Raw genomic sequence first — 24,423 nt, forward strand, 5'->3', positions numbered from 1 at the left:
ATAAGTGAAAGTGAGGTAAGCATGTTGGAGTTGTTGAAAAGCCTGCTGTTTGCAGTTGCCATGGTTCCTGTGATGATGGTGGTTATCATGGGGGCGATTTATTGCCTGGGCGAAGTATTTAACGTGTTGTCCCGCATCGGCCATTCCGACGGCCAGCGCGCAAAGAATCAGCACTGATTCACGTTCCTTTTCTATTTGATGTCCGGCTTCTTGCCGGACATTTCTTTTCTACCTCTCTGTATCTACCTCTTTAAAGCACATGACACTGCTTCATTATTCGTTATATTATTATTTACACAACGATAATTGTCAGGAGACAAGAATGAAGCAGCAATGGTTAAAATGGTTTGCCGCATTGACACTCAGTGCAGGAATGGCGTTGCCCGCGGTGGCAGAAGATAAAGTCACGGTGTTCGCCGCGGCATCATTGACGAATGCGTTGCAGGAGATCGCTACGCAATATCAGAAAGAGAAAAATGTCGCCGTTGTGGCATCTTATGCCTCATCCTCAACGCTAGCACGCCAGATTGAACAAGGTGCGCCAGCCGATATGTTCATTTCCGCTGACCAACAGTGGATGGACTACGCGCAAGATAAAAACCTGATGGATACCGCTACGCGTCACACGCTGCTGGGTAATGAGCTGGTCGTGATTGCGCCGAAGGCGAGTACGCAGAAAGAGATTAACATTGACGTTAAAACGGACTGGAAAAGCCTGCTGAAAGGCGGACGTCTGGCCGTTGGCGACCCGGATCATGTGCCTGCTGGGATCTATGCCAAGGAAGCATTACAGAATCTGAAAGCCTGGGATGAACTTTCCCCGCTGATGGCGCGAGCCAACAACGTGCGTGCAGCCATGGCACTGGTTGAACGTGAAGAAGCCCCTCTGGGTATTGTTTATGGTTCTGACGCAGTTGCTAGCGATAAAGTTAAAGTTATCGGCACGTTCCCTGCTGCGAGCCACAAGCCTGTCGAATATCCAATGGCGATAGTGAAAGAGCATAAAAACGCCGCGGTTACCGGTTTTTATGATTATCTGAAAACGCCTGAAGCGGCAGCCGTATTTAAACGCTATGGCTTCGCGCCGCGCTAATGATGCTGAGCGATTACGAATGGCAGGCGGTTGAGCTGAGCCTCAAAGTTTCCGTTGTGGCTGTGGCGTGCAGCTTGCCGTTTGGGATACTGATGGCGTGGGTTTTGGTGCGCTGTCGGTTTCCCGGCAAATCACTGCTGGACAGCATTATCCATTTACCATTGGTGTTGCCACCCGTGGTCATTGGTTACCTGCTGCTGGTGGCGATGGGAAGACGCGGCGTAATTGGTTCCTGGCTCTATGACTGGTTCGGCTTCAGCTTTAGTTTTAGCTGGCGCGGTGCGGCGTTAGCGTCGGCGATTGTCGCGTTTCCGCTGATGGTTCGGGCGATCCGGCTGTCGCTTGATGCCGTTGATACGCATCTGGAACAAGCCGCCCGAACACTCGGTGCCTCGCCCTGGCGCGTCTTTTTCACCATCACATTACCTCTCTCTTTTCCTGGGATCGTGGTTGGAACCGTATTGGCGTTTGCCCGCTCGCTTGGCGAATTTGGCGCGACAATTACGTTTGTCTCCAATATTCCCGGCGAAACCCGAACCATTCCACTGGCGATGTACACCCTGATTGAAACGCCCGGTGCGGAAGCTGATGCGGCAAGGTTGTGCATCATTGCTATCGTGTTGTCGCTGGCTGCGCTGATGGCATCGGAATGGCTAACAAACTTGAGCCGCAAGCGATTGGGGGGATAATGCTGCAACTCGATTTTCATCAACAACTGGGGAGCCTCGAACTCCACGTTCAGTCTGAATTGCCCGCCAACGGTATTACCGCTATTTTCGGCGTATCTGGGGCAGGAAAAACGTCATTGATTAACGCCGTTGTTGGTCTGACTCGACCTGATGGCGGCAGGATTGTGCTCAATGACCATGTTCTGGTGGATACGCAGCAGCGTGTTTTCCTCCCGCCGGAAAAGCGGCATATTGGCTATGTGTTTCAGGATGCTCGGCTATTTCCGCATTACCGTGTACGTGGCAATTTGCGCTACGGTATGGCTGAAACAATGGCATCGCAGTTTGATGATATCGTCAATTTACTGGGTATCGAGCATTTACTGAATCGCTACCCGCTGACGCTGTCTGGTGGCGAAAAGCAGCGCGTTGCGATTGGCCGGGCGTTGCTGACTGCGCCGGAATTGCTGCTCATGGATGAACCGCTGGCATCGCTGGATCTGCCCAGAAAGCGTGAGCTGTTGCCCTATTTGGAACGGTTGGCAAAAGAGGTCAATATTCCTATTCTATATGTCAGTCATAGTCTGGAAGAAATTGTTCGGTTAGCCGATCATGTTGTGGTGCTCGATAAAGGTAAGGTGAAAGCGCAGGGGCTGCTGGAAGAAGTGTGGGCCAGTAGCGCGTTACGCCCTTGGTTACCTAAAGATGAGCAGAGCAGCATTCTGAGTGTGCGCGTGTTGGCACAGCATGAGCATTACGCGATGACGGCATTGGCAGTAGACGATCAGCAGGTGTGGGTTGGAAAAGTCGAGCTACCGCTGGACGCCGCATCGCGTATTCGCGTGAATGCCGCCGATGTCTCTCTGGTGCTACAGCCACCGGAAAAAAGCAGCATCCGTAATGTACTGCGAGCCAGAGTAGTGGAATGCATTGAGGTTGACGAACAGGTTGAAGTGAAGCTGGCGGTCGGTCAGCAGACGCTGTGGTCACGTATCACTCCATGGGCGCGGGACGATCTCGCGCTTCATCCTGGGCAAATGCTCTACGCGCAGATTAAGAGCGTATCGATTACGGCATAAACCGTGTTAGCCACCAGTGTGTTGATGGCTAACATGATAAACTAGGCCAGAATGCGGGTGCGGATGACCTCTGCGATACTCGGTTCTTCATTACTGCCAATCACCAGATCGGCCCGTGCCTTGATCTCGTCGGCGCTGTTGCCCATTGCGATACCTAACCCTACGCCTTCCAGCATGCTGATATCATTAAAGTTATCGCCAAATGCCACGACGTCCTTCATGCTAATACCCTGTTCGTCGAGCCATTGCTGAAGCAGTTTACCTTTGCTGTTGCCGGTTTGGGCGATATCAACCTGATCCTGCCATGACCACTCGCAGGCTAATCCGAGCTGTTTTTCCACTTCCGCCGCGAAATTATTCAGCGTAGGGACATCGGCGTGGGTGGTCGCGAATTTCCAGATGTCACGAGACTCCTCCGTTTGACGCACCAGATTTTCCACCTGTGCGAAGCGCGGTCGCTGCTGCTCCGGCAGGCTAGAAGCCCATGCCAGCGTGCGAACTACGTGTCCGGTAGGATACTGATAATACATATCGTCATCGGCATACATCAGCCCGTGAATATCGAATTCCTCTAGTAGTGTGATGACATTTTTTGCCTGATCGACAGAGAGCGGATTGGTGTGCGACGCTCGGCCCTGCTGGTAATCATAGACGTAGGTGCCGTTGCAGCAGATTGCTGGCGTATCCAACTGCAATCCCTGATAAAAAGGGTGGATTGCTGAGTGGTGGCGTCCCGTGACGATCATCACTTTTATGCCTTGCTGACGGGCCAGCGCGAGTGCGCTAAGAGATTCTGGGAGGATTTTTTTCTGTTGATTCAGTAGGGTACCATCAAGATCCAGTGCAATTACTTGGTAGGTCATAGCTGTCTCGCAAATAAAAATGTGGGTAGCAAATTACCTCTACGATAAAGGACACGGCGAAAAATAGACAGATAACAGCGAGATAAAAGTGTCTGGGTTGGCTTGGTTGCGAAGTATTCGTTATGATGGGATGAAGTGGAGTCATGCAGGATGTTATTGTCTATTTTCTATGCTTTCAACGGGTTATCATCTATTTTTTAAGCAATCAATCACAACATAGCTTTACAATACGTGGCGTACTGTTTATAGTGCGCGTCATTGCGGAGGAGTGGCCGAGTGGTTGAAGGCACCGGTCTTGAAAACCGGCGACGCGAAAGTGTTCTAGAGTTCGAATCTCTACTCCTCCGCCACTTTCAATATTTCCCTTTCTTATCCAATTTCTTCTCTTGTCATTTATATCTGGCGATTTATCTCCTGTCGTTTCTGCTTTGCTCATCATCGTGGCATTTTTAGCGTCGGCTAATCAAATCGTTTTCCAACCAATACAGAATGACCTCAACTACATAGCGCTGTTCTTCGTCGTTCAGCGGTCGGTGTTGGGCGATGTGATGCCATTTTTCCAGGCATCCCCGGCAGCATGTAGCGGTAGCGTGCTGTGCAATAAACACCGGATGACCACGCATCGGTGTCTGTTTCCCGTCATTGATCGGATCCGCTGGTGCTAGCCTACGAGCGACAAAATCGGCCGCGTGGGATGCAACCCTTTCCTTACCTTTGCTGTAGCAATAGTCACGCTCTTTGACACCCAACTGAAAACGCTGGCGGAAAGGGGAACGCGATAGTCGAGAAAACAGCGAATCAAACATGCTCATAATATGAAGTCCGTAGAATGTAAATCATGCAATAACCGATAAGTTCGGGCACCACCGTATAACTTAAATCAGCCATTGCTTAAATCAATAGTAGCCTTGCGCTGTCTCTGTAGAATAGAGTGGTTGGTCATTTATGGTATACCGTGCGTCAGGGTGAGCCAGTTCTAGCCTTGCAATGAATCTCTTCTGAGCTTTCCTGTGCCGCCACATTCGCGTGAAATAAGGAGAATACGATGCAGCAAGTGGTTTATGTCGCCAGCCCGGAAAGCCAGCAGATTCATGTCTGGCAGCTCGGCGCTCAGGGAAATCTGACATTATTGCAAACCGTTGAAGTCCCAGGACAGGTTCAGCCGATGACGATTGCGCCAAATAAACGCCACCTGTATGTCGGTGTGCGTCCTGACTTCAGGGTTCTTAGCTATCGTATTGATGAACAGGGTAAATTGACGGAAGCAGGTGTTGCATCCTTACCCGGTAGCCCGACACACCTGTCGACCGATAACGACGGGCGTTTCCTGTTTAGTGCGTCTTACAGTGGTGCTTGTGTTAGCGTTAGCCCGATTGGTGCTGATGGCGCCGTCGGCGAGCCGATTCAGCAACTGGACGGACTGGAAGGGTGCCACTCTACCAATATCGATCCAACCAATACCATTGTGTGGGCGCCTTGCCTGAAAGAAGACCGTATCCGCCTGTATGATCTAGGTGCGGCGGGAGAATTGAGCGTACATCGTCAGGCTGAAATGACGACGGTATCGGGGGCCGGTCCGCGCCATATGGCTTTCCACCCGAATCAGCGCTTTGCCTACTGCGTGAATGAACTGGACAGTTCAGTCGATGTGTATCAGTTGGATGCGGCCAACGGCGACGTGCAGAAAGTACAAACGCTGGATGCTATGCCAGCAGGTTTCAGTGATACGCGCTGGGCAGCAGATATTCACATTACGCCAAATGGCCGCTTCCTGTACATCAGCGATCGTACTGCCAGCCTGCTGAGTGTTTTCCAGGTGTCAGAAGACGGCAGCACGTTAACGCTGACCGGGCATCAGCCAACCGAAACGCAGCCGCGCGGTTTCAATATCGACAACACCGGTGAATTCCTGATTTCTGCGGGGCAGAAGTCTCAGCACATTGAGGTGTATCACATCGATCAGCACACGGGCGATCTGCAACCGCTGGCGCGTTACGCCGTCGGTCAGGGGCCAATGTGGGTGGCGGTGCTGGCGCTGGATTAAGTTTACGCTCAGCAATAAGCCCTGTATTTATCCGCAGGGCTTTTTTTTCGATTAACCCCGGTATTCGATGATCGATAAACCTGCGTTGTAATCCGTGCTGTAGATGATGCCATCGGCATCAACAAACACATCGCAAGACTGAATAATTTGCGGTCTACCGGGACGTTTATCGACCATTGTGGCTGGCGCCGCAGGCACGAGTGCGCCAGTTTCTTTCGGCTGATACGGATTACTGATGTCGTAAGCCCGTACTCCTGCGTTTTGATACGTAGCGAAAATCAGCGATGAACTGATGAAACTGCCGGGTCGATTTTCATGCAGGTTATGTGGGCCAAAGTGTGCGCCTTTTTTCACATAATCCGTCTCTTTCGGCTGTGGAAAGGTCGCGATGCTCACCGGATTACTCGGTTCACGAATGTCGAAAACCCAAATCAATTTCTCGCCATCTTCCTGATTATCCAATACCGCTTCATCCAATACTATCAACAGATCGCGATCTGGCAGCGGTAGCGCTGTGTGGGTGCCACCGCCAAACGGCGGGCTCCAGTTACGGTGGCTAATGAGCTGTGGATTGGTGCGATCGCTCACGTCCAGCAGCGTCAACCCGCCATCGCGCCAGCTTCCGTAGGCGGTGTCGCCGCTGATGATGGCATGGTGAAGCGCGTAACGCTTGCCTTCCGGCCAACTTGCGGTTTCTCCGCCTGCGGTGTGCATGCCGGGTAACCAGTAACGCCCGGCAACTTCAGGGCGCTGCGGATCGGCCAGATCGATAGTCAGAAAGATGTAGTCGCTATAGCCGTCGAGCAACGCAGAGACATAGGCCCAACGCCCGCCCACATACCAGATGCGGTGAATGCCGATGCCGTCCAACGGCAGGAAGCTGATTTCGCGCGGTTTATCCGGCGTTGAGATATCGAAAATTCGTAATCCGGCGCTCCAGCTTTTGCCTTGCTGTTTGGTACTAACTGTATCGGCGACGGAGCGGGTGTAATAGACCTTTTCCTCGGCGAAGCTGGCGTCGGCAAACAAATCCCGCGCATTGACGACGAGTAACAGGTCATCATGCGTTTGCAAATGGATGTTCCAGGTGCCGGGCGGGGCTGCAATAAACCCCGCCGGCTTGGGATTCTTGGCATCGCGCACATCCACAATCGACACGCCTTGTGAAACCATATGCCCGATGTAAGCGTAGCCGCGATGAACCATCACCTGCACGCCATCGGGTCTGCCGCCCTGATCGCTGTGCCCAATCAGCCGCATATTGCGGCTGTAATCGGGTGTTGGCAGAGGAGTCGATGCCATGAGTATCTCCGTATTATTTCGCCTGTTTGGCTTCCAGTGTAGCAAACCACGGTGCGATAAAATCATCCGTATGGCCCCAGCCTGGGATGATTTTCGCCAGTCCACCAACGTTGACCGCACCCGGCTGGCTGGCTAACAGTGCTTGTGGAATTGCGGCGGCACGGAACTCGTAGGTTGCTGGCGTCGGTTCACCGGCAATCTTGTTGGCAACCAGACGCAGGTTCACTTTACCGATCAGCTTAGGATCGACGGCCACGCTGACTTTCCACGGGCTGCTCGCTTCGCGCATCAGTTGTAAATCCTGATTAGAGATGTCGATGCTATATAGCTTGATTTCAGTCCGGCCATTTTCTTTCAATGCTTTATAAGCGCCCTGGCTGAAAGCATCCCACGATCCCCAGATCGCATCGATTTTGCCTTTTGGGTACTTCGCCAGTACAGCACCGACTTTGTTGGCGGTATCACCCTGTACGTCAGAGGACACGGCACCAATCGATTCCAGCTCCTTGATGCCTGGGTTGGCTTTCAGAATCTGTTGATAAGCGAGCTGGCGGCGTTCCATTGGCGGGAAGCCTGCGACCCACAGCTTGATGATATTGGCTTTGCCGTTGAAGTCCTTCACCAGTTGGCCGAATGATTCGTTAGTGAGTGAAGCATCATCCTGCTGGGTGACGGTCACGCCCGGAATCTCGCCGTTCACGGCGGTATCAAACACGGAAACGGCAATGCCGCTGTCGACGATGCGCTTAATCAAATCGGTAGAGTAGGGATCGCGGCCCTGTGACAGGATAATGCCATCATATTTCTGGCTAATGGCCTGATTCACGAAATCCTGAAAACGGGCATCATCGCCGTTGCTCAAGAACGTGCTGACCTTGAAGCCCAGCTTTTTACCTTCTTCAAGCACGCCGGAAACAAACTGCGTAGTGTTGTCGTCCGATCCCAGATTGCGGATAACGGCGATCCGAACCGGACCATTATGATTGGCAATAGCGGCCGGAACCGGAGCAATAGTGGCATTTTGATTAGCCAGTGCCGGTAATGCTGTCAGTAAGCTCAGTGCAAGCAGGGCAGGCGTAAATTTCTTCATTATCAGCTCCGTGGCGTTTTATAAATTGATGTCGTGTCGATGACAATATTGTTATGTAGGTTGCGTTACTACTTTATAGCTGTCTTTATGTCTGGATGTCTATTTAAAAATAGTACCGCATCATAGCGGTTGAGCGATAGCCGAGAAAGAGGGGAAGATTATGATTTTTGGGCTTAAGTTATAACGATTCGTACTGACTGCGGATAAAAAGAAAATGCCCGCGAGGCGGACATTTGAAGGGAGCTATTAGACGAAGAAAGCGTGAATTATTTCTTCGTCTCTTTTTCTTCCATTTCACGTGCCCAGCGCGGGTGGTGTTTACGCGCCCAGCGTTTGGAGACCTTGCCTTCAATCATGCCTTTAATCGACCCTTTGACCCAGAACGCCATGTACATGTGGATAAGGATGGCATGGATCAGGACGATAGCGGCAACCGCATGAATCAAAATGGCGTAACGCACGATATCAATCGGGAACAGGTGGGCAAAATAAGGACGCCACATGATAACCCCGGTGATCAGCAGTACCAGCGTCAGTCCCATGATGCTCCAGAACATCAGCTTCTGGCCTGGGTTGTATTTACCCACTTCAGCCACTTCATGCTCATTGCCTTTCAACACTTCTATGATGTTGAGGAACCACGGCAGATCGCGTTTCTTCGGAATGTTATGACTAACAAAACGGAAGAACATCGGAATCAGGCAGATGACGATCAGCACGCCAAAGAATGGGTGTAAGATACGCCCCATTTGCGGCGTACCAAACGTCTGCGTCAACCATTGCAGGGTTGGGAAAAACAGAGCAATCCCTGAGAGCGCGACCAGGAAAAAGCTAATCACCACAATCCAGTGACAGATGCGATCGATAAACTTGGTGCGCAAAATCATTTTTGGTTTACTCATGTTTGTCTCTCCCTTCTTTGTCTTCACCCTCGTGTTCATGCTCCACTTCTTCTGTGTTCGGGCCCACACCGATGTAGTGGAACATCAACCCAGCGAACGTGGCGACAAACCCTAATGCAGACAGCGGCTTCAGAATGCCCTTCCACAGGTTGACCGGTGTGGAAATCTGTGGGTCATCCGGCAGATTGTTATAGAGTGATGGCCTGTCTGCGTGGTGCAGGACATACATCACATGCGTACCGCCCACGCCTTGTGGATCGTAAAGGCCTGCGTTCGCATAACCACGGCTTTTCAGATCGGCGATGCGTTCTTCCGCCAGATGTTTCATCTCTTCTTTCGTACCGAAACGAATGGCACCGGTAGGACAGGTTTTCACGCAGGCAGGTTCTTGCCCAACGCTGACCCTGTCGACGCACAGCGTACATTTATAGACGCGGTTATCTTCTTTGTTCAGGCGAGGAATATTGAACGGACAACCGGCGATGCAATAGCCGCAGCCGATACAGTTTTCTGACTGAAAATCGACGATACCATTGGCGTACTGGATGACTGCACCCGCGGAAGGACAGGCTTTCAGACAGCCTGGATCGCTACAGTGCATACAGCCATCTTTACGGATCAGCCATTCCAGACGATCGTTCTCTTCCACTTCGGAAAAGCGCATCAGCGTCCAGGATTTGGCGCTTAGGTCTGCCGGGTTATCATAAACTCCGAAGTTATGACCGACTTCGTCACGAATATCGTTCCACTCTGAACAGGCCACCTGACAGCCCTTACAGCCGATACAGGTGGTGACGTCGATCAGTTTTGCCACTTCGCTTTTGTCATTACGCACATGCGGAGGCGGTGTAAAGCCGTTGGTGGCCGAACGTTTAATAATATCTTGTGATTGCATTGACATAGTTGGCTACCCTTACACTTTCTCTACATTAACCAAAAACGCTTTGTACTCAGGCGTTTGTGAATTAGCGTCGCCGACGCTCGGGGTGAGTGTATTAGCCAGGAACCCTTTACGAGTGGTTCCTTCAAAGCCCCAGTGGCAGGGAATACCAATGGTTTCCACGTTGCGTCCGGCAATTTCCAGCGTTTTGATACGTTTGGTGACCACGGCTTTGGCTTTGATGTAGCCACGCTGGCTGGAGACTTTGACTTCATCGCCCGCTTTAATGCCTTTGCTCTTCGCCAGATTTTCACCGATCTCAACAAACTGCTCCGGCTGCACTATCGCGTTCAAACGCGCGTGTTTTGTCCAGTGGCGGAACAATTCAGTAATCGAGTATGTGGTCGCCACGTAAGGGAAGTCCTTCGCCGTACCCATTGTTTTCGCATCACGTGCAAATAAACGTGCTACCGGGCTGGAAATCACCGATGGATGTAGCGGGTTAGTACCGATAGGTGATTCGATTGGTTCGTAGTGCTCAGGGAACGGACCGTCTACCAGTTTGTCCACAGAGAACAGACGTGCCAAACCTTCAGGCAGCATGATGAACGGCCCAGTGTCTTTGCCCGGCGGTACGGTGGCGGCGAAATCCGGTACATCAATGCCTTGCCATCTCTGGCCATTCCATTCCAGCAACTTGCGCTTGCTGTCCCACGGTTTACCTTGCAGGTCTGCGGAGGCGCGGTTGTAGAGAATGCGGCGGTTTTGCGGCCAGCACCATGACCAGTTCGGCGTGCAGCCCAGACCAGCATCGGCATTGTCGCGTTTATCCATCTGGTTACCGGCTTCCGTCCAGCTGCCGGCGTAGATCCAGCAGAAGCTCGAAGTCGTACCGTCATCACGCAGTTGTGAGAAATCAGCAACCTGCTGGCCTTTTTTCAGGAGCAGTTTGCCGCTGTCGTCGTAGATATCGGCCAGCGCCATACCGTTGGCTTCGCGGGCGATCTCTTCCGGTGTTGGATCTTCCGGGTCTTTATAGTTCCAGTTGATGTTCATCAACGGGTCAGAATAAGCACCGCCTTCTTCGGTATACAGTTCACGCAGGCGCATCAGCAGTTTGCCGAGGATTTTGCCGTCGTGATGGGCCTCTCCTGGTGGCTCTGCCGCCGCCCAGTGCCATTGCAACCAGCGACCGGAGTTGGCGATAGAGCCATTCTCTTCGGCAAAACAGGAGGAGGGTAGACGGAAGACTTCAGTTTGAATGGATTTCGTATCCACATCATTGAATTCGCCATAGTTCTGCCAGAACGTGGACGTTTCAGTGATCAACGGATCGATGATGACCATATACTTGAGTTTGGAGAGTGCTTCGGTCGCTTTGTTCTTGTTGGAAAACGCGGCAACCGGATTAAAGCCCTGAACGATGTAGCCGTTCATTTTGCCTTCTACCATCAACTCGGTTTGCACCATGACGTCGTAGCTACGATCCCACTTCGGCAACCAGTCATAACCCCAGTTATTCGCGGCTTGAGCATGATCGCCATAGAAGCTCTTCATCATGCTGATAAAGAATTTTGGCGTGTTTTTCCAATAGTTAACCTGATCGGGCAACAGCGCTGTTGGCGTAATCTGTGTGAGATAGGTTTTCAGATCCGGCTGTTTTTCTGACGGCAGGGGCATATAGCCCGGCAGATTTGTCGTTAGCAAACCGAGGTCGGTATAGCCTTGAATATTGGAGTGGCCGCGTAGAGCATTGATGCCGCCACCTGCCATGCCGATATTACCGAGCAGAAGCTGGATCATTGCTGCTGAGCGGATAATCTGCGCACCGTTAGTATGGTGCGTCCAGCCCAGAGCATACATGAATGTCGCGGTTTTATTAGGCACACAAGTTTCGGCCAGCGTGCTGCAAATGGTTTCATAATCTTTGGCTGACGTACCGCATAGGGATGTCACCATTTCCGGCGTATAGCGGGAAACGTGCTTTTTCAGCAGGTTCCAGACGCAGCGTGGGTGAGACAGCGTGTTATCACGTTTGGCAAAACCAGACTCATCTAACTCGTACTGCCAGCTGGATTTATCATATTGGCGAGTTTGTTCATCGTAACCGCTGAACAAGCCTTCGTCGAAGCTGAAGTCTTCACGTACAATCAGGCTGGCGCTGGTGTAGGACACCACGTATTCGCGGTGAATTTTATCGTGTGTGATGAGGTAGTTAACGATGCCGAGCAGGAAAGCGGCATCGGAGCCCGCGCGAATCGGTGCATACAGATCGGCAACGGCAGCAGAACGGTTAAAGCGGGGGTCGACAACAATCAATTTTGCATTGTTATGTGTTTTTGCCTCAACAGCCCATTTGAAACCAACCGGGTGCGCTTCTGCCGGGTTACCGCCCATCACGATAATGACGTTGGCGTTTTTGATATCAACCCAGTTGTTGGTCATCGCGCCGCGACCGAATGTCGGTGCCAACGCGGCAACGGTGGGTCCGTGGCACAAACGAGCTTGGCAGTCGATGGCAACCATACCGAGTGAACGAGCAAATTTCTGGTCGAGAATACCGGTTTCATTACTGGCGGCAGAAGAGCACAGCATGCCCGTAGTCAGCCAGCGGTTGACGGTTTCGCCTTTAGCGTTGGTGCGTTGGAAATTGGCGTCGCGGTCAGCTTTCATCAGGCGCGCGATGCGTTCAATCGCGTCGTCCCAGCTGATTCGTTGCCATTTGTCTGAGCCTGGTGCCCGGTATTCAGGGTAGAGCAGACGGTTTTCGCTGTGGATGTAGTCGACCAGGCCCGCACCTTTCGGGCAAAGGGAGCCGCGGCTAACTGGATGATCTGCATCGCCTTCGATATGAAAAATAGAGGGTTTTGCATTCTTGGCGCCATCGCCCAGGCTATACATGATCACACCACAACCGACAGAACAGTATGTGCAGTTGTTACGCGTCTCTTTTGCGCGTAACAGTTTGTATTGACGTACTGATGCCATTGCTTCCGTGGGTGTAAAGCCCAATACCGCGAGAGTGGTTCCGGCCATCCCCCCCGCGCAAACTTTAAAGAAACCTCTTCTATTTAGTTGCATTAGTTTCCCTGTGTAATTATGTGTCATTTTTGTTGCGAGCAATTTAACAACACATAAATTGTGGGCTTTGCGCAAAATCAAAATTTAAGTATTTAAACCCGCATTACACCTATAAAGAGGTATATTTTTTATTCGTTATATATTGTAATGCATAACGATTTTGTTATTTCATGGTTACAAACTATGCGAAATTACGGATCAATCGGAGAAGGAGAAGCGGGCATTTGTGTAGAAATTGTTGCAGAAAAAAGCCGGATAAGAATCCGGCTCGATAGGATAGTTATTTGACCTGCATACCAGGCTGAGCGCCGCTGTCCGGACTCAGCAGGAAGATATCTTTCCCGCCGGACCCCGCCGCCATCACCATACCTTCTGAGATGCCAAAGCGCATTTTACGCGGTGCCAGATTAGCAACCATCACAGTCAAACGGCCTTCCAGCTTCGCCGGATCGGGATAAGCCTCACGAATACCGGAGAATACCTGACGGGTTTCTCCACCCAGATCCAGCGTCAGACGCAATAGCTTGTCAGAACCGTCGACAAGTTCAGCCTGCTTAATCAGCGCGATGCGCATATCGACTTTGTCAAAATCGTCAAAGTTAATGGTGTCCTGCACTGGGTTGTCTGCTAATGGACCGGATACGACTTTCTGTGCCGTGACCATATCTTCTTTAGACGCGTCAACCATTGCGTTGACCCTATCTAGATCGATGCGGTTGAACAGCGCTTTGAACGGATTAACCTGATGGCTCAGCAGAGGAGTGGTGATTGCATCCCAACTCAGTTCCGTGTTCAAAAAGGCTTCTGTACGTTGCGTCAGCGCAGGCAGAACCGGTTTCAGGTATGTCATTAATACGCGGAAGAGGTTAATACCCATTGAACAAATGGCTTGCAGATCGGCATCCCTACCTTCTGCTTTCGCCACCACCCACGGGGCTTGTTCGTCAACATAGCGATTGGCAATATCTGCCAGTGCCATGATCTCACGAATAGCACGCCCGGATTCACGGCTGTTGTAGGCTTCCGCAATGCTGGTGGCGGCGTCGGTGAAGGTTTTGTACAGTTCGGCGTCCGCCAGTTTGTCTGCCAGTTTGCCGTCAAAGCGTTTGCTGATGAAACCCGCATTACGCGATGCCAGATTCACAACCTTGTTAACGATGTCAGCATTCACGCGCTGGACGAAATCTTCCAGATTGAGGTCGATGTCATCAATGCGAGAAGACAGTTTCGCTGCGTAGTAATAGCGCAGACAATCGGCATCCAAATGTTGCAGGTAGGTGCCCGCTTTAATGAAGGTGCCGCGTGACTTAGACATCTTGGCGCCGTTGACGGTGACATAGCCATGCACAAACAAATTGGTAGGCTTACGGAAACCGCTGCCTTCCAACATGGCTGGCCAGAACAGGCTGTGGAAATAAACGATGTCTTTACCGATGAAGTGATACAAATCCGCGTCTGAATCTTTCTTCCAGAAATCATCAAAATTCAGATCGCTGCGCTTGTCGCACAGGTTCTTGAAGGAGCCCATGTAGCCGATTGGCGCATCCAGCCAGACGTAAAAATACTTGCCCGGTGCATCAGGGATTTCAAAGCCGAAATAGGGTGCATCGCGGGTAATGTCCCACTGTTGCAGACCAGAATCGAACCACTCCTGCATCTTGTTAGCGACCTGTTCCTGCAATGCGCCGGAACGCGTCCAGGATTGCAACATGTCGCTGAAAGCGGGTAGATCGAAGAAGAAGTGTTCTGACTCTCGCATCTCCGGTGTCGCACCAGAAACTGCGGACTTCGGTTCGATCAGCTCCGTTGGGCTGTAGGTCGCGCCACATACTTCACAGTTATCGCCATATTGATCGGCAGCCTTACATTTCGGGCAGGTGCCTTTAACGAAACGATCCGGCAGGAACATGCCTTTCTCTGGATCGTACAACTGAGAAATTGTGCGATTTTTAATAAAACCGTTATCTTTCAGACGACTATAAATCAGCCCTGACAGCTCACGGTTCTCTTCGCTATGCGTAGAGTGGTAGTTGTCATAACTGATATTGAAGCCAGCAAAGTCTTGTTGATGCTCCTGACTCATTGCCGCAATCATCTGTTCTGGCGCAATCCCCATCTGCTGTGCTTTCAGCATGATTGGCGTGCCGTGGGCGTCATCCGCACAGATAAAGTGAACCTGGTTGCCGCGCATTCGCTGGTAACGAACCCAAATATCGGCCTGAACGTGTTCAAGCATATGACCGAGGTGGATCGAACCATTAGCGTAAGGCAGCGCGCACGTTACCAGGATTTTCTTTGCGACTTGAGTCATGAGGAACTTGCTTTCTTTTGTGAATAGAGGGAGATCGATGTTAACCGATAGCGCCTTGCTGCGTAAACCGCTGGCGTGAGTAAAAACGACAGGAAACAACATGACAAATTCTATTTTGCGTGACGTTTCCACGTTTTTGATGCCGAAGGGCGTCAGGTGGCTATGGCTCTGATATGCTATGTACGGTCTCAACGGTCAAATATGAGAATTTTAAGGAGCCGGAATGAACGCTACAGTCCCCGAACAACGTCCTGAAGCATTGCGTGCGATGGTCACCGGGGTTTTATCTACTTTTCAGCACCCGACACTGAAAAATAACCTGACGACACTGAATGCGCTGCGCCATTGTGCACTGCTGGATAATGTGTTGCACATCGAACTAACGATGCCTTTTGTCTGGCTGAGTGGTTTGGCTGTATTAAAAGAAACGGTTAGCGATGAGTTATTACGTTTATCAGGCGCAAATGCCGTCGAATGGCGCTTAACACATGATGTCGCTACGCTGCGTCGGGTTAACGATCAGGCGGGCGTTAAGGGCGTGAAAAACATCATTGCCGTCAGTTCCGGTAAAGGAGGCGTTGGCAAATCCAGTACGGCGGTCAACATGGCGCTGGCATTGGCGGCTGAAGGCGCCAATGTGGGCATTCTGGATGCCGATATTTACGGTCCTTCCATTCCGACCATGTTGGGTTCGGCCAGTGAGCGTCCAACCTCGCCGGACGGTCAACACATGGCGCCGATTATCGCGCACGGTCTGGCAACCAACTCGATTGGCTATCTGGTGACGGACGATAATGCGATGGTGTGGCGTGGGCCGATGGCCAGTAAAGCGTTATTGCAACTGTTGCAGGATACGCTTTGGCCAGATCTGGACTATCTGGTACTCGATATGCCGCCAGGTACGGGGGATATTCAACTGACGTTGGCGCAGAGTATTCCCGTCACTGGTGCTGTTGTCGTGACGACACCACAGGATATCGCGTTGATGGATGCCATGAAAGGCATCGCGATGTTTGAAAAAGTCAGCGTGCCAGTGCTGGGTATCGTTGAGAACATGAGCGTCCATATTTGTAGCAACTGTGGTCATTTGGAACCGATCTTCGGCACAGGTGGTGCGCAGAAACTGGCGGAAAAATATCACTGTTCTTTGCTGGGTCAGCTTCCACTGCATATTTCCCTGCGTGAAGATCTTGACCGTGGTGAACCGACGGTGGTCAGCCAGCCGGAGAGTGAATTCACGTCTCTATACCGTGAACTGGCAGGGCAGGTTGCCGCCCAGCTCTACTGGCAAGGCAATGTTATCCCCAGTGAGATTTCTTTCCGAGCGCTATAACGTATCTATCAATGCCGGGATTGTCCCGGCTTGTTGGATGCGCCAGTGCCTTGTTTCCCCTGACACAATGCGCAGAAAGGGTGGCGTGAAGGGGGCTAACTCCCTATAATTGCGCGTCAAAGCGCCTGTTGGCGCACTCCCCTCTCTTTTATTTATGTTAATCAGGTCGTTAATACCATGACTGATCAGTCTCACCAATGTGTCATCATCGGGATCTCAGGAGCGTCCGCTTCGGGTAAAAGTCTTATTTCCAGCACCTTGTATCGTGAATTGCGCGATCAGGTTGGTGATCAGCATATCGGGGTGATATCTGAGGACAGTTATTATAAAGATCAAAGCCACCTGACTATGGAAGAGCGGGTAAAAACCAACTATGACCACCCAAGCTCAATGGATCATAGCCTGCTAATCAAGCACTTGCAGATGCTGAAAGCGGGTCAGGCAATCGAAGTGCCGCAGTACAGCTATGTCGAGCACACCCGTAAACAGGAAACAGTGCATATTGAGCTGAAAAAGGTCATTATCCTGGAAGGTATCCTGTTGCTAACGGATGCACGGCTGCGTAATGAGATGAATTTCTCTATCTTTGTTGATACGCCACTGGATATTTGCCTGCTGCGCCGTATGCGTCGCGACGTTAATGAACGTGGACGTTCAATGGATTCCGTGATGGAACAATATCAGAAGACCGTGCGCCCGATGTTCCTGCAATTCATTGAGCCATCTAAACAGTATGCCGATATTATCGTGCCGCGCGGCGGTAAAAACCGTATTGCGATTGATATTTTGAAAGCGAAGATAAGCCAGTTCTTTGAATAGTATGCCCTGAATCATTCAGGTTGCGTAACCGAACGTTAGCATTTGGAACAAGACGCAGCGTATGTATGACGGGTATAGAAGAGGTTTATCTGATAGATACCGGTGTCGAATGGAGAATAAGATGAGACTGTGTGACCGTGACATTGAAGCCTGGCTGGATGATGGCCGACTGGTGATTACACCCCGTCCGCCAACTGAGAGGATCAGTGGTGCGACCGTTGATGTTCGTTTGGGAAATCAGTTTCGCGTCTTCCGCGGACACACGGCGGCTTTCATTGACTTAAGCGGCCCGAAGGATGAAGTCAGTGCGGCGCTGGATCGCGTTATGAGTGATGAAATTAATTTGCCAGAAGGTGAGGCATTCTTCCTGCACCCAGGGGAATTAGCTCTGGCCGTGACGTTTGAGTCTGTCACGCTGCCGGATAATTTGGTGGGCTGGCTGGACGGTCGTTCTTCTCTCGCTCGTTTGGGATTGATGGTTCACGTCACCGCACACCGCATCGATCCAGGTTGGCAAGGAAGAATTGTGCTGGAGTTCTATAATTCAGGTAAGTTGCCGCTGGCGTTACGTCCCGGCATGATGATTGGTGCACTGAGTTTTGAACCGCTTTCCGGGCCGGCAGCTCGTCCATATAACCGCCGTCAGGATGCCAAATATAAAGATCAACAGGGTGCGGTAGCGAGCCGGATCGATAAAGACTAAGCGTTTGGCGACAGGCATGCAAAAGCAGGTAGCCGTACGTTTCGCAATGAGGATGGCATGAGAAGATTTCTGACGACGCTTGCAATCCTGCTCGTAGTGCTGGTGGCAGGAATGACAGCCTTGGTCGTACTGGTTAATCCCAATGACTTCCGCGCTTACATGGCGAAGCAGGTTGAGGAACGTAGCGGCTATCGCCTGCAACTGGATGGCGATCTGCGCTGGCACGTATGGCCGCAACTGAGTATTTTATCTGGCGGTATGTCATTAAGTGCACCGGGTTCTAGTGCACCCATTGTCAGTGCTGAAAACATGCGCCTTGATGTGCAACTATGGCCGCTGCTGTCGCATAAGCTGGCCGTCAAACAGGTGATGCTGAAAGGCACCATCATTCGCCTGACGCCGGAAAGTGAAGCCAAACAGTCGAACAATGCGCCAATTGCCCCAGCGGGTTCGCAAGCCCCATCTGAAGAACGGCGCTGGCGATTAGATATCGATAAGATAAAAGTTGCCGATAGCCTGTTGATTCTGCAACGTAGCGATAATGAACAGATTAATGTTCGCGATATTAATCTTGCGATGGAGCAGAGCAGCGATCGCCAGATCAATATCGAATTATCTAGCCGCATCAATCGCGATCAGCGCGATATTGCTTTCTCTCTCGCCGCTGCTGTCGATTTGCTGCACTTCCCGCAGCAGGTAAATGCCAATATTACCAAACTGGATTATCAGCTTCAGGGAGCGGGTATACCGGCAAACGGTATCAGCGGAACGGGAAGTGTTCAGGCAAGTTATCAACAGCAGCCTGAAAAAATCACGTTTAGCCAGCTTTCACTCAATACCAATAACAGCCAGTTGTCTGGGGCGGGTAGCGTGACGCTGGGTGATATCCCGCATTATGAATTGGATCTGTTATCTGAAAAACTGGATTTGGACTCTCTGCTGGGGATCGCGTCGGTAAAAGAGAATAACGTCACTACGGTGGCCGTTAAACCAGCCGCTCCCGTTATTTCAAATGAAAGTGGCGCGGCAAAGCCAGAAGATAGCCTACAGCAATTCACCGCTCGTCTGTCGTTGCAGGCCGCATCGCTGAGCTACCGTGGGCTTGATGTCCGACAATTTGCGCTACGGGCAGACAATCAGCCAGGGTTGTTAGATATCACTACGTTAAGTGGCGAACTGGGGGAGGGGCATTTCTCATTACCCGCTAAAGTCGTGACAAAATCATCAACCAACATCACGCTACTGCCAGATCTCAAGAATATTGAACTGTCTCAACTGGTGTCTGCATTTGCGTTGCCTGCCAAGACGGTCAGCGGAAAATTGTCGATGATCGGACAATTTAGCGGAAACAGTATTGCACTACCTGCATTGCTCCAGCAATGGCAAGGATCGGCGACGCTGGAAGCCAATAATGTCCGTCTACAGGGCTTGAATATTCAGCAGATGGTGCAGATGGCTGTAGCGCGTAGCAACGGAAATGTGCGAGGACAAGAGCGTTATGAGCGTTATACCGAACTGCAACAACTGACAGGAAAGGCACAGTTGAATGCAGGTAAGTTGCGACTTACCGATCTCAATGGTCGCTCAGAACTGCTGTCGCTAAGCGGTGTAGGCCAATTCGATTTGCCCGCTCAAACGTGTGACGTCAACCTAAATGTCTCTATCACGCAGGGGTGGCAGGGCGATGAGCGACTCGTCAGCGTGTTGAAAAATACAGCGATTCCGCTACGCGTCTACGGCGAATGGGATAAATTGAATTACCAGTTGCAGGTGGATCAGTTATTGCGTAAACGTCTACAGGACGAGTTGAAGAAGCGCCTGAATGATTGGGCTAGCCAAAATCAGCAAAGCCAGAAGGGTAAAGACCTTAAGCAGTTGCTCGATCGTCTTTAATTTTTTAGAAGTGCTGTGTTCTTGGTCGATTTGCTGATTCCTGTTAGCAAATCGGCGGCTTCTCCTTAATACTTTCCCTTAATCTGTTACTCTTCTCCCAGTCAGACTTTGTGCTTGATGTCTCTTTTTTAACTCTGCATATAAATATTTTTCTCTTTTTTTATTTTCTAAAGCAGTAAACTCCGCTCCCTGTTTTCGGTGCGGTGCGATTCCGCTGCCGGGGAATTTCTGTCAGATAATTTATTACTCAGGTATCGAAACCCACTATGCTCGAACTTTTGATTGGTGTTGCTGTAACGATTCTGGTTGGTCGTTACATTATAAAAGGGTACTCAGCGACCGGCGTGTTGCTGGTGGGAGGCCTGTTACTTTTGGCAATCAGTGCCATGCTGGGGAAAAACGTATTGCCAGCCAGTGCAAAGGCAACGGGCTGGAGTGCGACGGATATTGTTGAATACGTAAAAATTTTGCTGATGAGCCGCGGTGGCGATCTCGGCATGATGATTATGGTGCTGTGTGGGTTTGCGGCTTATATGACACACATCGGTGCTAATGATGTCGTCGTTAAACTTGTTTCTCGCCCACTTAAAATGATCAACTCGCCTTATTTGCTGATGATTGCCGCCTATTTTGTCGCCTGTCTGATGTCTCTGGCTGTATCATCGGCTACTGGGCTGGGCGTGTTGTTGATGGCAACGCTGTTTCCCGTCATGGTGAATGTCGGTATTAGCCGCGGTGCCGCTGCGGCAATCTGCGCATCTCCGGTGGCATTGATCCTATCGCCAACGTCGGGCGATGTGGTGCTTGCTGCGCAGGCATCGCAGATGAAATTAGTCGATTTCGCCTTTAAGGCCACGCTGCCTATTTCCATCATTGCCATCGTGTGTATGGCCGTCGCGCATTTTTTCTGGCAGCGCTACCTGGACAACAAGGCGAATGTCAGCCATGAGATTCTGGATGTCAGCGAGATCATGACGAATGCTCCGCGTTTTTACGCCATTCTGCCGTTTACGCCGATCATGGGCGTACTGGTCTTTGATGGCAAATGGGGGCCTGAGCTTCATATTATCACCGTACTGGTTATCTGTATGGTGCTTGCCGCGGTGCTGGAATTTTTCCGATCATTCAACGGGCAGAAAGTATTTGATGGGCTAGATGTTGCTTATCGGGGCATGGCAGATGCCTTCTCTAACGTTGTAATCCTGCTGGTTGCAGCTGGTGTCTTTGCTCAGGGGCTTGGCACCATTGGCTTTATCAGCGGATTGATTGGCCTTGCGCAGTCATTTGGCAGCGGTGGGTTGGTGATTATGCTGGTACTGGTGGTCATAACGATGCTGGCGGCTATGACGACGGGCTCAGGTAATGCGCCGTTCTATGCGTTTGTAGAGCTGATTCCAAAGCTGGCGTCACAAATGGGCATCAACCCTGCTTATCTGGCCATTCCGATGCTTCAGGCTTCCAATTTGGGCCGTACTATTTCTCCGGTATCCGGTGTGGTCGTTGCTGTCGCTGGGATGGCGAAAATATCGCCATTCGAGGTGGTGAAGCGCACATCGGTTCCCGTACTGGTTGGGCTGATTGTGGTGGTGATTGCCACCGAGATTATGATACCTGCCTGATAACCGAAATTAGTTAAACAGCTGCACCTTTAGTTTATGTAGTCTAGAGGTGCTGACTGTCATCGTATCGGGCTACTTCTTTGATGAAACGTTCAAAGTCGCTTAAACGATGAGAAATGACGTGGATGACAATATCCAGATTGAGCGTCTGATAGTCATGCACGGCAATATTTCTTAATCCCACCATTTTTTGCAAATTATCAGACAGATCAATTGTAATTATCTGGTTTGCGGAGAGAAGTGCGAAGCTATCTCGGCTGCTTTGTGGTATGCCTAACTGCTTGGCGCGGATAAGATAATTAGCAATATCAATAGCGGCCTCGCAGGCACGCTGTATGTTAAGTATGACGGAATCTTGCTTCGTGAAGTTTTGACGAAGCCCTTCCTCAGTATCGAATTCCTCACGGATACGACGTAGGCATCTTTGTATGGTGCTGCTTTTGTTGAGTAAGATATCTGTCATGCTTTTAGATCCTGATTAAAGCTACGAATGATATCCGCACGCTCTTTTTGCAGATGCTGGTACATTGAAAGTGTTGTCATTTCAAATTCTCCCGCCGCTGCTTTTGCATCATAAAGTAGCTTGCCGTTACGAACGATCTCCATTTTTAATACCGTTGAGGCCTGCAATAAATCGATAAGATCGACATCACGGCCCACTATTTTTGCTAACTGGTGAGATAGCTCCCAACGTTCAACGGGATCCAGTTTTCTCGTAGTCATGATTGCGATATCAACATCGCTGTCTTCTCTGGCATTGCCCGTTGCCTGGGAACCAAAGAGATAAATAATCTTGATGTCGGGTATCTGTTTTTTTAATGTTAAAACGATCTTATCGAACATGTAATAGCCCCCGTTCCTACGATTGTCTTATTGTCTGACAGGATTGCCCGAACATCAATTTATTGCCAGCCAAAGGAAAGAGAGACGTTATCCCTTCCACCTCTGTCACCTCTGTCTATTTCACGCTTTATTGACCTACTTCATCACACTTCAAAATCAGTTTGTGGCTCGTCGTTCGGTGTGATGCGGACCTCCACGATACGGTGACTTTCCACCGCTAGAATAGTGAACTGATAGTTATCGATTGATAATGTATCGCCCACTTGCGGAACTCGCTGAGCGTGCTCCATCAGCAGCCCTGCCAGCGTGTAGTATTCGCGTTTCTCATCCAGAGTCAGCGGAACATACATCGTCAGGTCTTCCAGCGGAATATAGCCGTTCACGGTCCAACTGCCGTCGCCATTCTGCTGAATGCTATGGCGTGCATCGCGTTCTTCTCCTTCGCGCGGTAGGTTGCCCGCGATGGTTTCCATCACGTCACTTAATGTGACAATCCCTTCCATCGAACCAAACTCATCAACGACAAACGCAAAATGTGTTCTTCCTTCTCTAAACTGTTCTAACGCCTGCAAAAGAGAAAGCTGTTCAGGAAAGACTAGCGGCTGACGAATCAGAATACGTGGGTTAAACGGTTCGCGGTTTAGCTGTTGTTGTAGCAAATCAGCAACATGCACGATACCTAGCGGTTCATCGGAGGTATTATTGTCGGTGACCACGAGCCGGGAGTGCTGGTTGGTCTTTAACAGCTTAGCTAGCGCATCCTGTGTGATATCCAACTCAACCGACTCGATATCGTGTCGCGAGGTCATAATACTGCTGATGGTTCGCTGTGCCAGCCCTAATACCCGCTTTATCATCCGGCGTTCCTGAATATTGAAAACTTCCTGACCTGCTCGGGTATTGTCTGCGATCATCGACGAGGTTTGATTGTCCAGCTCTGCTTCTTCATGATTGCCGCGCAAAATACGCAAAACAACCTCTGCGGTACGCTGGCGTAGCGGAACCGTAGAAGAAAGAAAGCGTCGACGGTTAAACAGGGAAACCTGATTTAACATCTCGATCAGCACCGAGAAGCCTATCGCAGCGTAGAGATAGCCTTTGGGGATATGGTAACCAAACGCATCTGCTACCAGACTGAAACCAATCATCAACAGGAAGCTGAGGCACAGGATAACGATAGTCGGGTGTTCAGCGACAAAACGGGTCAGTGGCTTGCTGGCTAGCAGCATCAGGAAGATGGCAATAGTGACAGCGGACATCATTACCAGCAGATGATCGGTCATGCCGACAGCGGTGATCACGGAATCCAGCGAGAATATCGCATCCAGCACCACTATCTGAGCGACTACCGGCCAGAAACGTGCCCCTTTACGTTGGGCTTGCTGTTCCTCATCTTTCCCTTCGAGACGTTCGTTGAGTTCCATGGTGGCTTTAAAGAGTAGAAATAGCCCACCAATCAGCATGATAACGTCTCGTGCGCTGAATGTATGACCAAGGAACGTGAATAGGGGGGTCGTCAAAGACACTAGCCAGGAAATGGACGTCAGTAAGCCCAAGCGCATAATCAGGGCAAGCAACAGACCAACGACTCTGGCTTTGTCACGTTGTTCTTTGGGTAATTTCTCAGCCAGAATGGCGATGAAGATAAGATTATCAATGCCCAGAACCAGTTCCAGGACAACCAGCGTGGCCAACCCGGCCCATATCGTTGGATCAGCGATCCACTCCATATCTATTTTTTCACCTTTTAATGAACATAACCCCGATAGCGTATCAGGGCGTGCACGGATGAACCAGAATTTGCAGGGATAATCTTGGCGTACTGTGTTGTAAGTAAAAACCATGGTGTATTTTTGTACGTTTTTTTATGTGAATCAGCTCGTATTAATATTAATTAGTG

The 24,423-nt window shown here is 50.6% G+C and carries 21 protein-coding genes and 1 tRNA gene; 11 read left to right on the top strand and 11 right to left on the bottom strand.

What is annotated here, in order from left to right:
• The first annotated feature begins 21 nt into the window (after positions 1 to 21).
• The 4 genes from KP22_RS21385 (at position 22) to modC (ending at position 2,840) form a co-directional block, all read left to right on the top strand.
• Entirely contained in the window at positions 22 to 177 is a 156-nt protein-coding gene (locus KP22_RS21385; protein WP_010285329.1) for an AcrZ family multidrug efflux pump-associated protein, read from the top strand.
• A 145-nt stretch (positions 178 to 322) separates the two neighbouring features.
• Positions 323 to 1,093, top strand: coding sequence for a molybdate ABC transporter substrate-binding protein (modA, locus tag KP22_RS01330; RefSeq protein ID WP_039302175.1), 771 nt, complete (start codon positions 323 to 325; stop codon positions 1,091 to 1,093).
• Positions 1,093 to 1,782, top strand: coding sequence for a molybdate ABC transporter permease subunit (gene modB / locus KP22_RS01335; protein ID WP_039302179.1), 690 nt, complete (start codon positions 1,093 to 1,095; stop codon positions 1,780 to 1,782). Before modA ends, modB begins: the two co-directional genes overlap by 1 nt.
• Positions 1,782 to 2,840 (top strand): molybdenum ABC transporter ATP-binding protein ModC, encoded by a 1,059-nt coding sequence (gene modC, locus KP22_RS01340; protein WP_039302183.1) that lies wholly within the window; start codon positions 1,782 to 1,784, stop codon positions 2,838 to 2,840. The genes modB and modC overlap by 1 nt, the downstream gene beginning before the upstream one ends.
• Before the next feature lie 41 nt (positions 2,841 to 2,881).
• Here modC and KP22_RS01345 read toward each other — a convergent pair whose 3' ends face one another.
• Entirely contained in the window at positions 2,882 to 3,703 is an 822-nt protein-coding gene (locus tag KP22_RS01345; protein ID WP_039321913.1) for a pyridoxal phosphatase, read from the bottom strand.
• Positions 3,704 to 3,965: 262 nt separating this feature from the next.
• Here KP22_RS01345 and KP22_RS01350 point away from each other — a divergent pair.
• Positions 3,966 to 4,053, top strand: a tRNA-Ser gene (locus KP22_RS01350).
• 99 nt (positions 4,054 to 4,152) lie between these two features.
• Here the strand turns inward: KP22_RS01350 and KP22_RS01355 are convergent.
• Positions 4,153 to 4,515 (bottom strand): DUF4186 domain-containing protein, encoded by a 363-nt coding sequence (locus KP22_RS01355; RefSeq protein ID WP_039302190.1) that lies wholly within the window; start codon positions 4,513 to 4,515, stop codon positions 4,153 to 4,155.
• Positions 4,516 to 4,748: 233 nt separating this feature from the next.
• Between KP22_RS01355 and pgl the strand changes: the two genes are divergently transcribed.
• Positions 4,749 to 5,747 (top strand): 6-phosphogluconolactonase, encoded by a 999-nt coding sequence (pgl, locus tag KP22_RS01360; RefSeq protein WP_039321916.1) that lies wholly within the window; start codon positions 4,749 to 4,751, stop codon positions 5,745 to 5,747.
• Positions 5,748 to 5,798: 51 nt separating this feature from the next.
• Here pgl and KP22_RS01365 read toward each other — a convergent pair whose 3' ends face one another.
• From KP22_RS01365 to metG, 6 genes are all read right to left on the bottom strand, one after another.
• Positions 5,799 to 7,049 carry an LVIVD repeat-containing protein gene (locus tag KP22_RS01365; protein WP_039321919.1) on the bottom strand — a complete coding sequence of 417 codons (1,251 nt, stop codon included), beginning with the start codon at positions 7,047 to 7,049 and terminating at the stop codon, positions 5,799 to 5,801.
• Between the two features lie 13 nt (positions 7,050 to 7,062).
• Positions 7,063 to 8,139, bottom strand: a complete 1,077-nt coding sequence (locus KP22_RS01370) for a sugar ABC transporter substrate-binding protein (protein ID WP_039321921.1) — start codon at positions 8,137 to 8,139, stop codon at positions 7,063 to 7,065.
• A 266-nt stretch (positions 8,140 to 8,405) separates the two neighbouring features.
• The gene (gene fdnI / locus KP22_RS01375; RefSeq protein WP_039302202.1) at positions 8,406 to 9,041 is read right to left on the bottom strand and encodes a formate dehydrogenase-N subunit gamma; all 636 of its coding nucleotides are present in this window, start codon (positions 9,039 to 9,041) and stop codon (positions 8,406 to 8,408) included.
• Entirely contained in the window at positions 9,034 to 9,942 is a 909-nt protein-coding gene (gene fdxH, locus KP22_RS01380) for a formate dehydrogenase subunit beta (RefSeq protein WP_039302205.1), read from the bottom strand. The genes fdnI and fdxH overlap by 8 nt, the downstream gene beginning before the upstream one ends.
• 12 nt (positions 9,943 to 9,954) lie before the next feature.
• Entirely contained in the window at positions 9,955 to 13,002 is a 3,048-nt protein-coding gene (gene fdnG, locus KP22_RS01385) for a formate dehydrogenase-N subunit alpha (protein WP_072012524.1), read from the bottom strand.
• A 280-nt stretch (positions 13,003 to 13,282) separates the two neighbouring features.
• Entirely contained in the window at positions 13,283 to 15,313 is a 2,031-nt protein-coding gene (gene metG, locus KP22_RS01390) for a methionine--tRNA ligase (RefSeq protein ID WP_039323386.1), read from the bottom strand.
• Positions 15,314 to 15,536: 223 nt separating this feature from the next.
• Here metG and apbC point away from each other — a divergent pair, with 223 nt between their 5' ends.
• From apbC to dcuC, 5 genes are all read left to right on the top strand, one after another.
• On the top strand, positions 15,537 to 16,646 hold the full coding sequence (gene apbC, locus KP22_RS01395; RefSeq protein WP_039302208.1) for an iron-sulfur cluster carrier protein ApbC: 1,110 nt from the start codon (positions 15,537 to 15,539) through the stop codon (positions 16,644 to 16,646).
• 177 nt (positions 16,647 to 16,823) lie between these two features.
• Complete coding sequence (udk, locus tag KP22_RS01400; protein ID WP_039302211.1) at positions 16,824 to 17,465, top strand: uridine kinase; 642 nt, start codon at positions 16,824 to 16,826, stop codon at positions 17,463 to 17,465.
• Positions 17,466 to 17,586: 121 nt separating this feature from the next.
• Positions 17,587 to 18,168, top strand: a complete 582-nt coding sequence (dcd, locus tag KP22_RS01405) for a dCTP deaminase (RefSeq protein WP_005974037.1) — start codon at positions 17,587 to 17,589, stop codon at positions 18,166 to 18,168.
• A 57-nt stretch (positions 18,169 to 18,225) separates the two neighbouring features.
• Positions 18,226 to 20,061, top strand: coding sequence for an outer membrane assembly protein AsmA (gene asmA / locus KP22_RS01410; protein ID WP_039321923.1), 1,836 nt, complete (start codon positions 18,226 to 18,228; stop codon positions 20,059 to 20,061).
• A gap of 266 nt (positions 20,062 to 20,327) precedes the next feature.
• Complete coding sequence (dcuC, locus tag KP22_RS01415) at positions 20,328 to 21,680, top strand: anaerobic C4-dicarboxylate transporter DcuC (RefSeq protein ID WP_039321925.1); 1,353 nt, start codon at positions 20,328 to 20,330, stop codon at positions 21,678 to 21,680.
• 43 nt (positions 21,681 to 21,723) lie between these two features.
• On the opposite strand, the gene hepT is transcribed toward dcuC, so the two are convergent.
• The 3 genes from hepT to KP22_RS01430 all read right to left on the bottom strand — a co-directional run bounded on the left by hepT (position 21,724) and on the right by KP22_RS01430 (position 24,253).
• Positions 21,724 to 22,143, bottom strand: a complete 420-nt coding sequence (gene hepT / locus KP22_RS01420) for a type VII toxin-antitoxin system HepT family RNase toxin (RefSeq protein ID WP_039302221.1) — start codon at positions 22,141 to 22,143, stop codon at positions 21,724 to 21,726.
• Positions 22,140 to 22,523: a type VII toxin-antitoxin system MntA family adenylyltransferase antitoxin gene (mntA, locus tag KP22_RS01425; RefSeq protein WP_039302224.1), complete on the bottom strand. Its 384-nt coding sequence runs from the start codon at positions 22,521 to 22,523 to the stop codon at positions 22,140 to 22,142. The genes hepT and mntA overlap by 4 nt, the downstream gene beginning before the upstream one ends.
• Before the next feature lie 143 nt (positions 22,524 to 22,666).
• Positions 22,667 to 24,253 (bottom strand): TerC family protein, encoded by a 1,587-nt coding sequence (locus KP22_RS01430; RefSeq protein ID WP_039302227.1) that lies wholly within the window; start codon positions 24,251 to 24,253, stop codon positions 22,667 to 22,669.
• Positions 24,254 to 24,423: the final 170 nt, after the last annotated feature.

This window comes from Pectobacterium betavasculorum, assembly GCF_000749845.1.
In the GTDB taxonomy this organism is placed as follows: Bacteria; Pseudomonadota; Gammaproteobacteria; order Enterobacterales; family Enterobacteriaceae; genus Pectobacterium; species Pectobacterium betavasculorum.

Coding starts and splice junctions, on each gene's coding strand:
- KP22_RS01365 (WP_039321919.1), bottom strand. CDS start 7,049: ATGGCATCGACTCCTCTGCCAACACCCGATTACAGCCGCAATATGCGG.
- dcuC (WP_039321925.1), top strand. CDS start 20,328: ATGCTCGAACTTTTGATTGGTGTTGCTGTAACGATTCTGGTTGGTCGT.
- KP22_RS01370 (WP_039321921.1), bottom strand. CDS start 8,139: ATGAAGAAATTTACGCCTGCCCTGCTTGCACTGAGCTTACTGACAGCA.
- KP22_RS01345 (WP_039321913.1), bottom strand. CDS start 3,703: ATGACCTACCAAGTAATTGCACTGGATCTTGATGGTACCCTACTGAAT.
- metG (WP_039323386.1), bottom strand. CDS start 15,313: ATGACTCAAGTCGCAAAGAAAATCCTGGTAACGTGCGCGCTGCCTTAC.
- asmA (WP_039321923.1), top strand. CDS start 18,226: ATGAGAAGATTTCTGACGACGCTTGCAATCCTGCTCGTAGTGCTGGTG.
- modB (WP_039302179.1), top strand. CDS start 1,093: ATGATGCTGAGCGATTACGAATGGCAGGCGGTTGAGCTGAGCCTCAAA.
- modA (WP_039302175.1), top strand. CDS start 323: ATGAAGCAGCAATGGTTAAAATGGTTTGCCGCATTGACACTCAGTGCA.
- KP22_RS01355 (WP_039302190.1), bottom strand. CDS start 4,515: ATGAGCATGTTTGATTCGCTGTTTTCTCGACTATCGCGTTCCCCTTTC.
- mntA (WP_039302224.1), bottom strand. CDS start 22,523: ATGTTCGATAAGATCGTTTTAACATTAAAAAAACAGATACCCGACATC.
- pgl (WP_039321916.1), top strand. CDS start 4,749: ATGCAGCAAGTGGTTTATGTCGCCAGCCCGGAAAGCCAGCAGATTCAT.
- modC (WP_039302183.1), top strand. CDS start 1,782: ATGCTGCAACTCGATTTTCATCAACAACTGGGGAGCCTCGAACTCCAC.
- apbC (WP_039302208.1), top strand. CDS start 15,537: ATGAACGCTACAGTCCCCGAACAACGTCCTGAAGCATTGCGTGCGATG.
- dcd (WP_005974037.1), top strand. CDS start 17,587: ATGAGACTGTGTGACCGTGACATTGAAGCCTGGCTGGATGATGGCCGA.
- KP22_RS01430 (WP_039302227.1), bottom strand. CDS start 24,253: ATGGAGTGGATCGCTGATCCAACGATATGGGCCGGGTTGGCCACGCTG.
- fdnG (WP_072012524.1), bottom strand. CDS start 13,002: ATGCAACTAAATAGAAGAGGTTTCTTTAAAGTTTGCGCGGGGGGGATG.
- fdxH (WP_039302205.1), bottom strand. CDS start 9,942: ATGTCAATGCAATCACAAGATATTATTAAACGTTCGGCCACCAACGGC.
- hepT (WP_039302221.1), bottom strand. CDS start 22,143: ATGACAGATATCTTACTCAACAAAAGCAGCACCATACAAAGATGCCTA.
- fdnI (WP_039302202.1), bottom strand. CDS start 9,041: ATGAGTAAACCAAAAATGATTTTGCGCACCAAGTTTATCGATCGCATC.
- udk (WP_039302211.1), top strand. CDS start 16,824: ATGACTGATCAGTCTCACCAATGTGTCATCATCGGGATCTCAGGAGCG.
- KP22_RS21385 (WP_010285329.1), top strand. CDS start 22: ATGTTGGAGTTGTTGAAAAGCCTGCTGTTTGCAGTTGCCATGGTTCCT.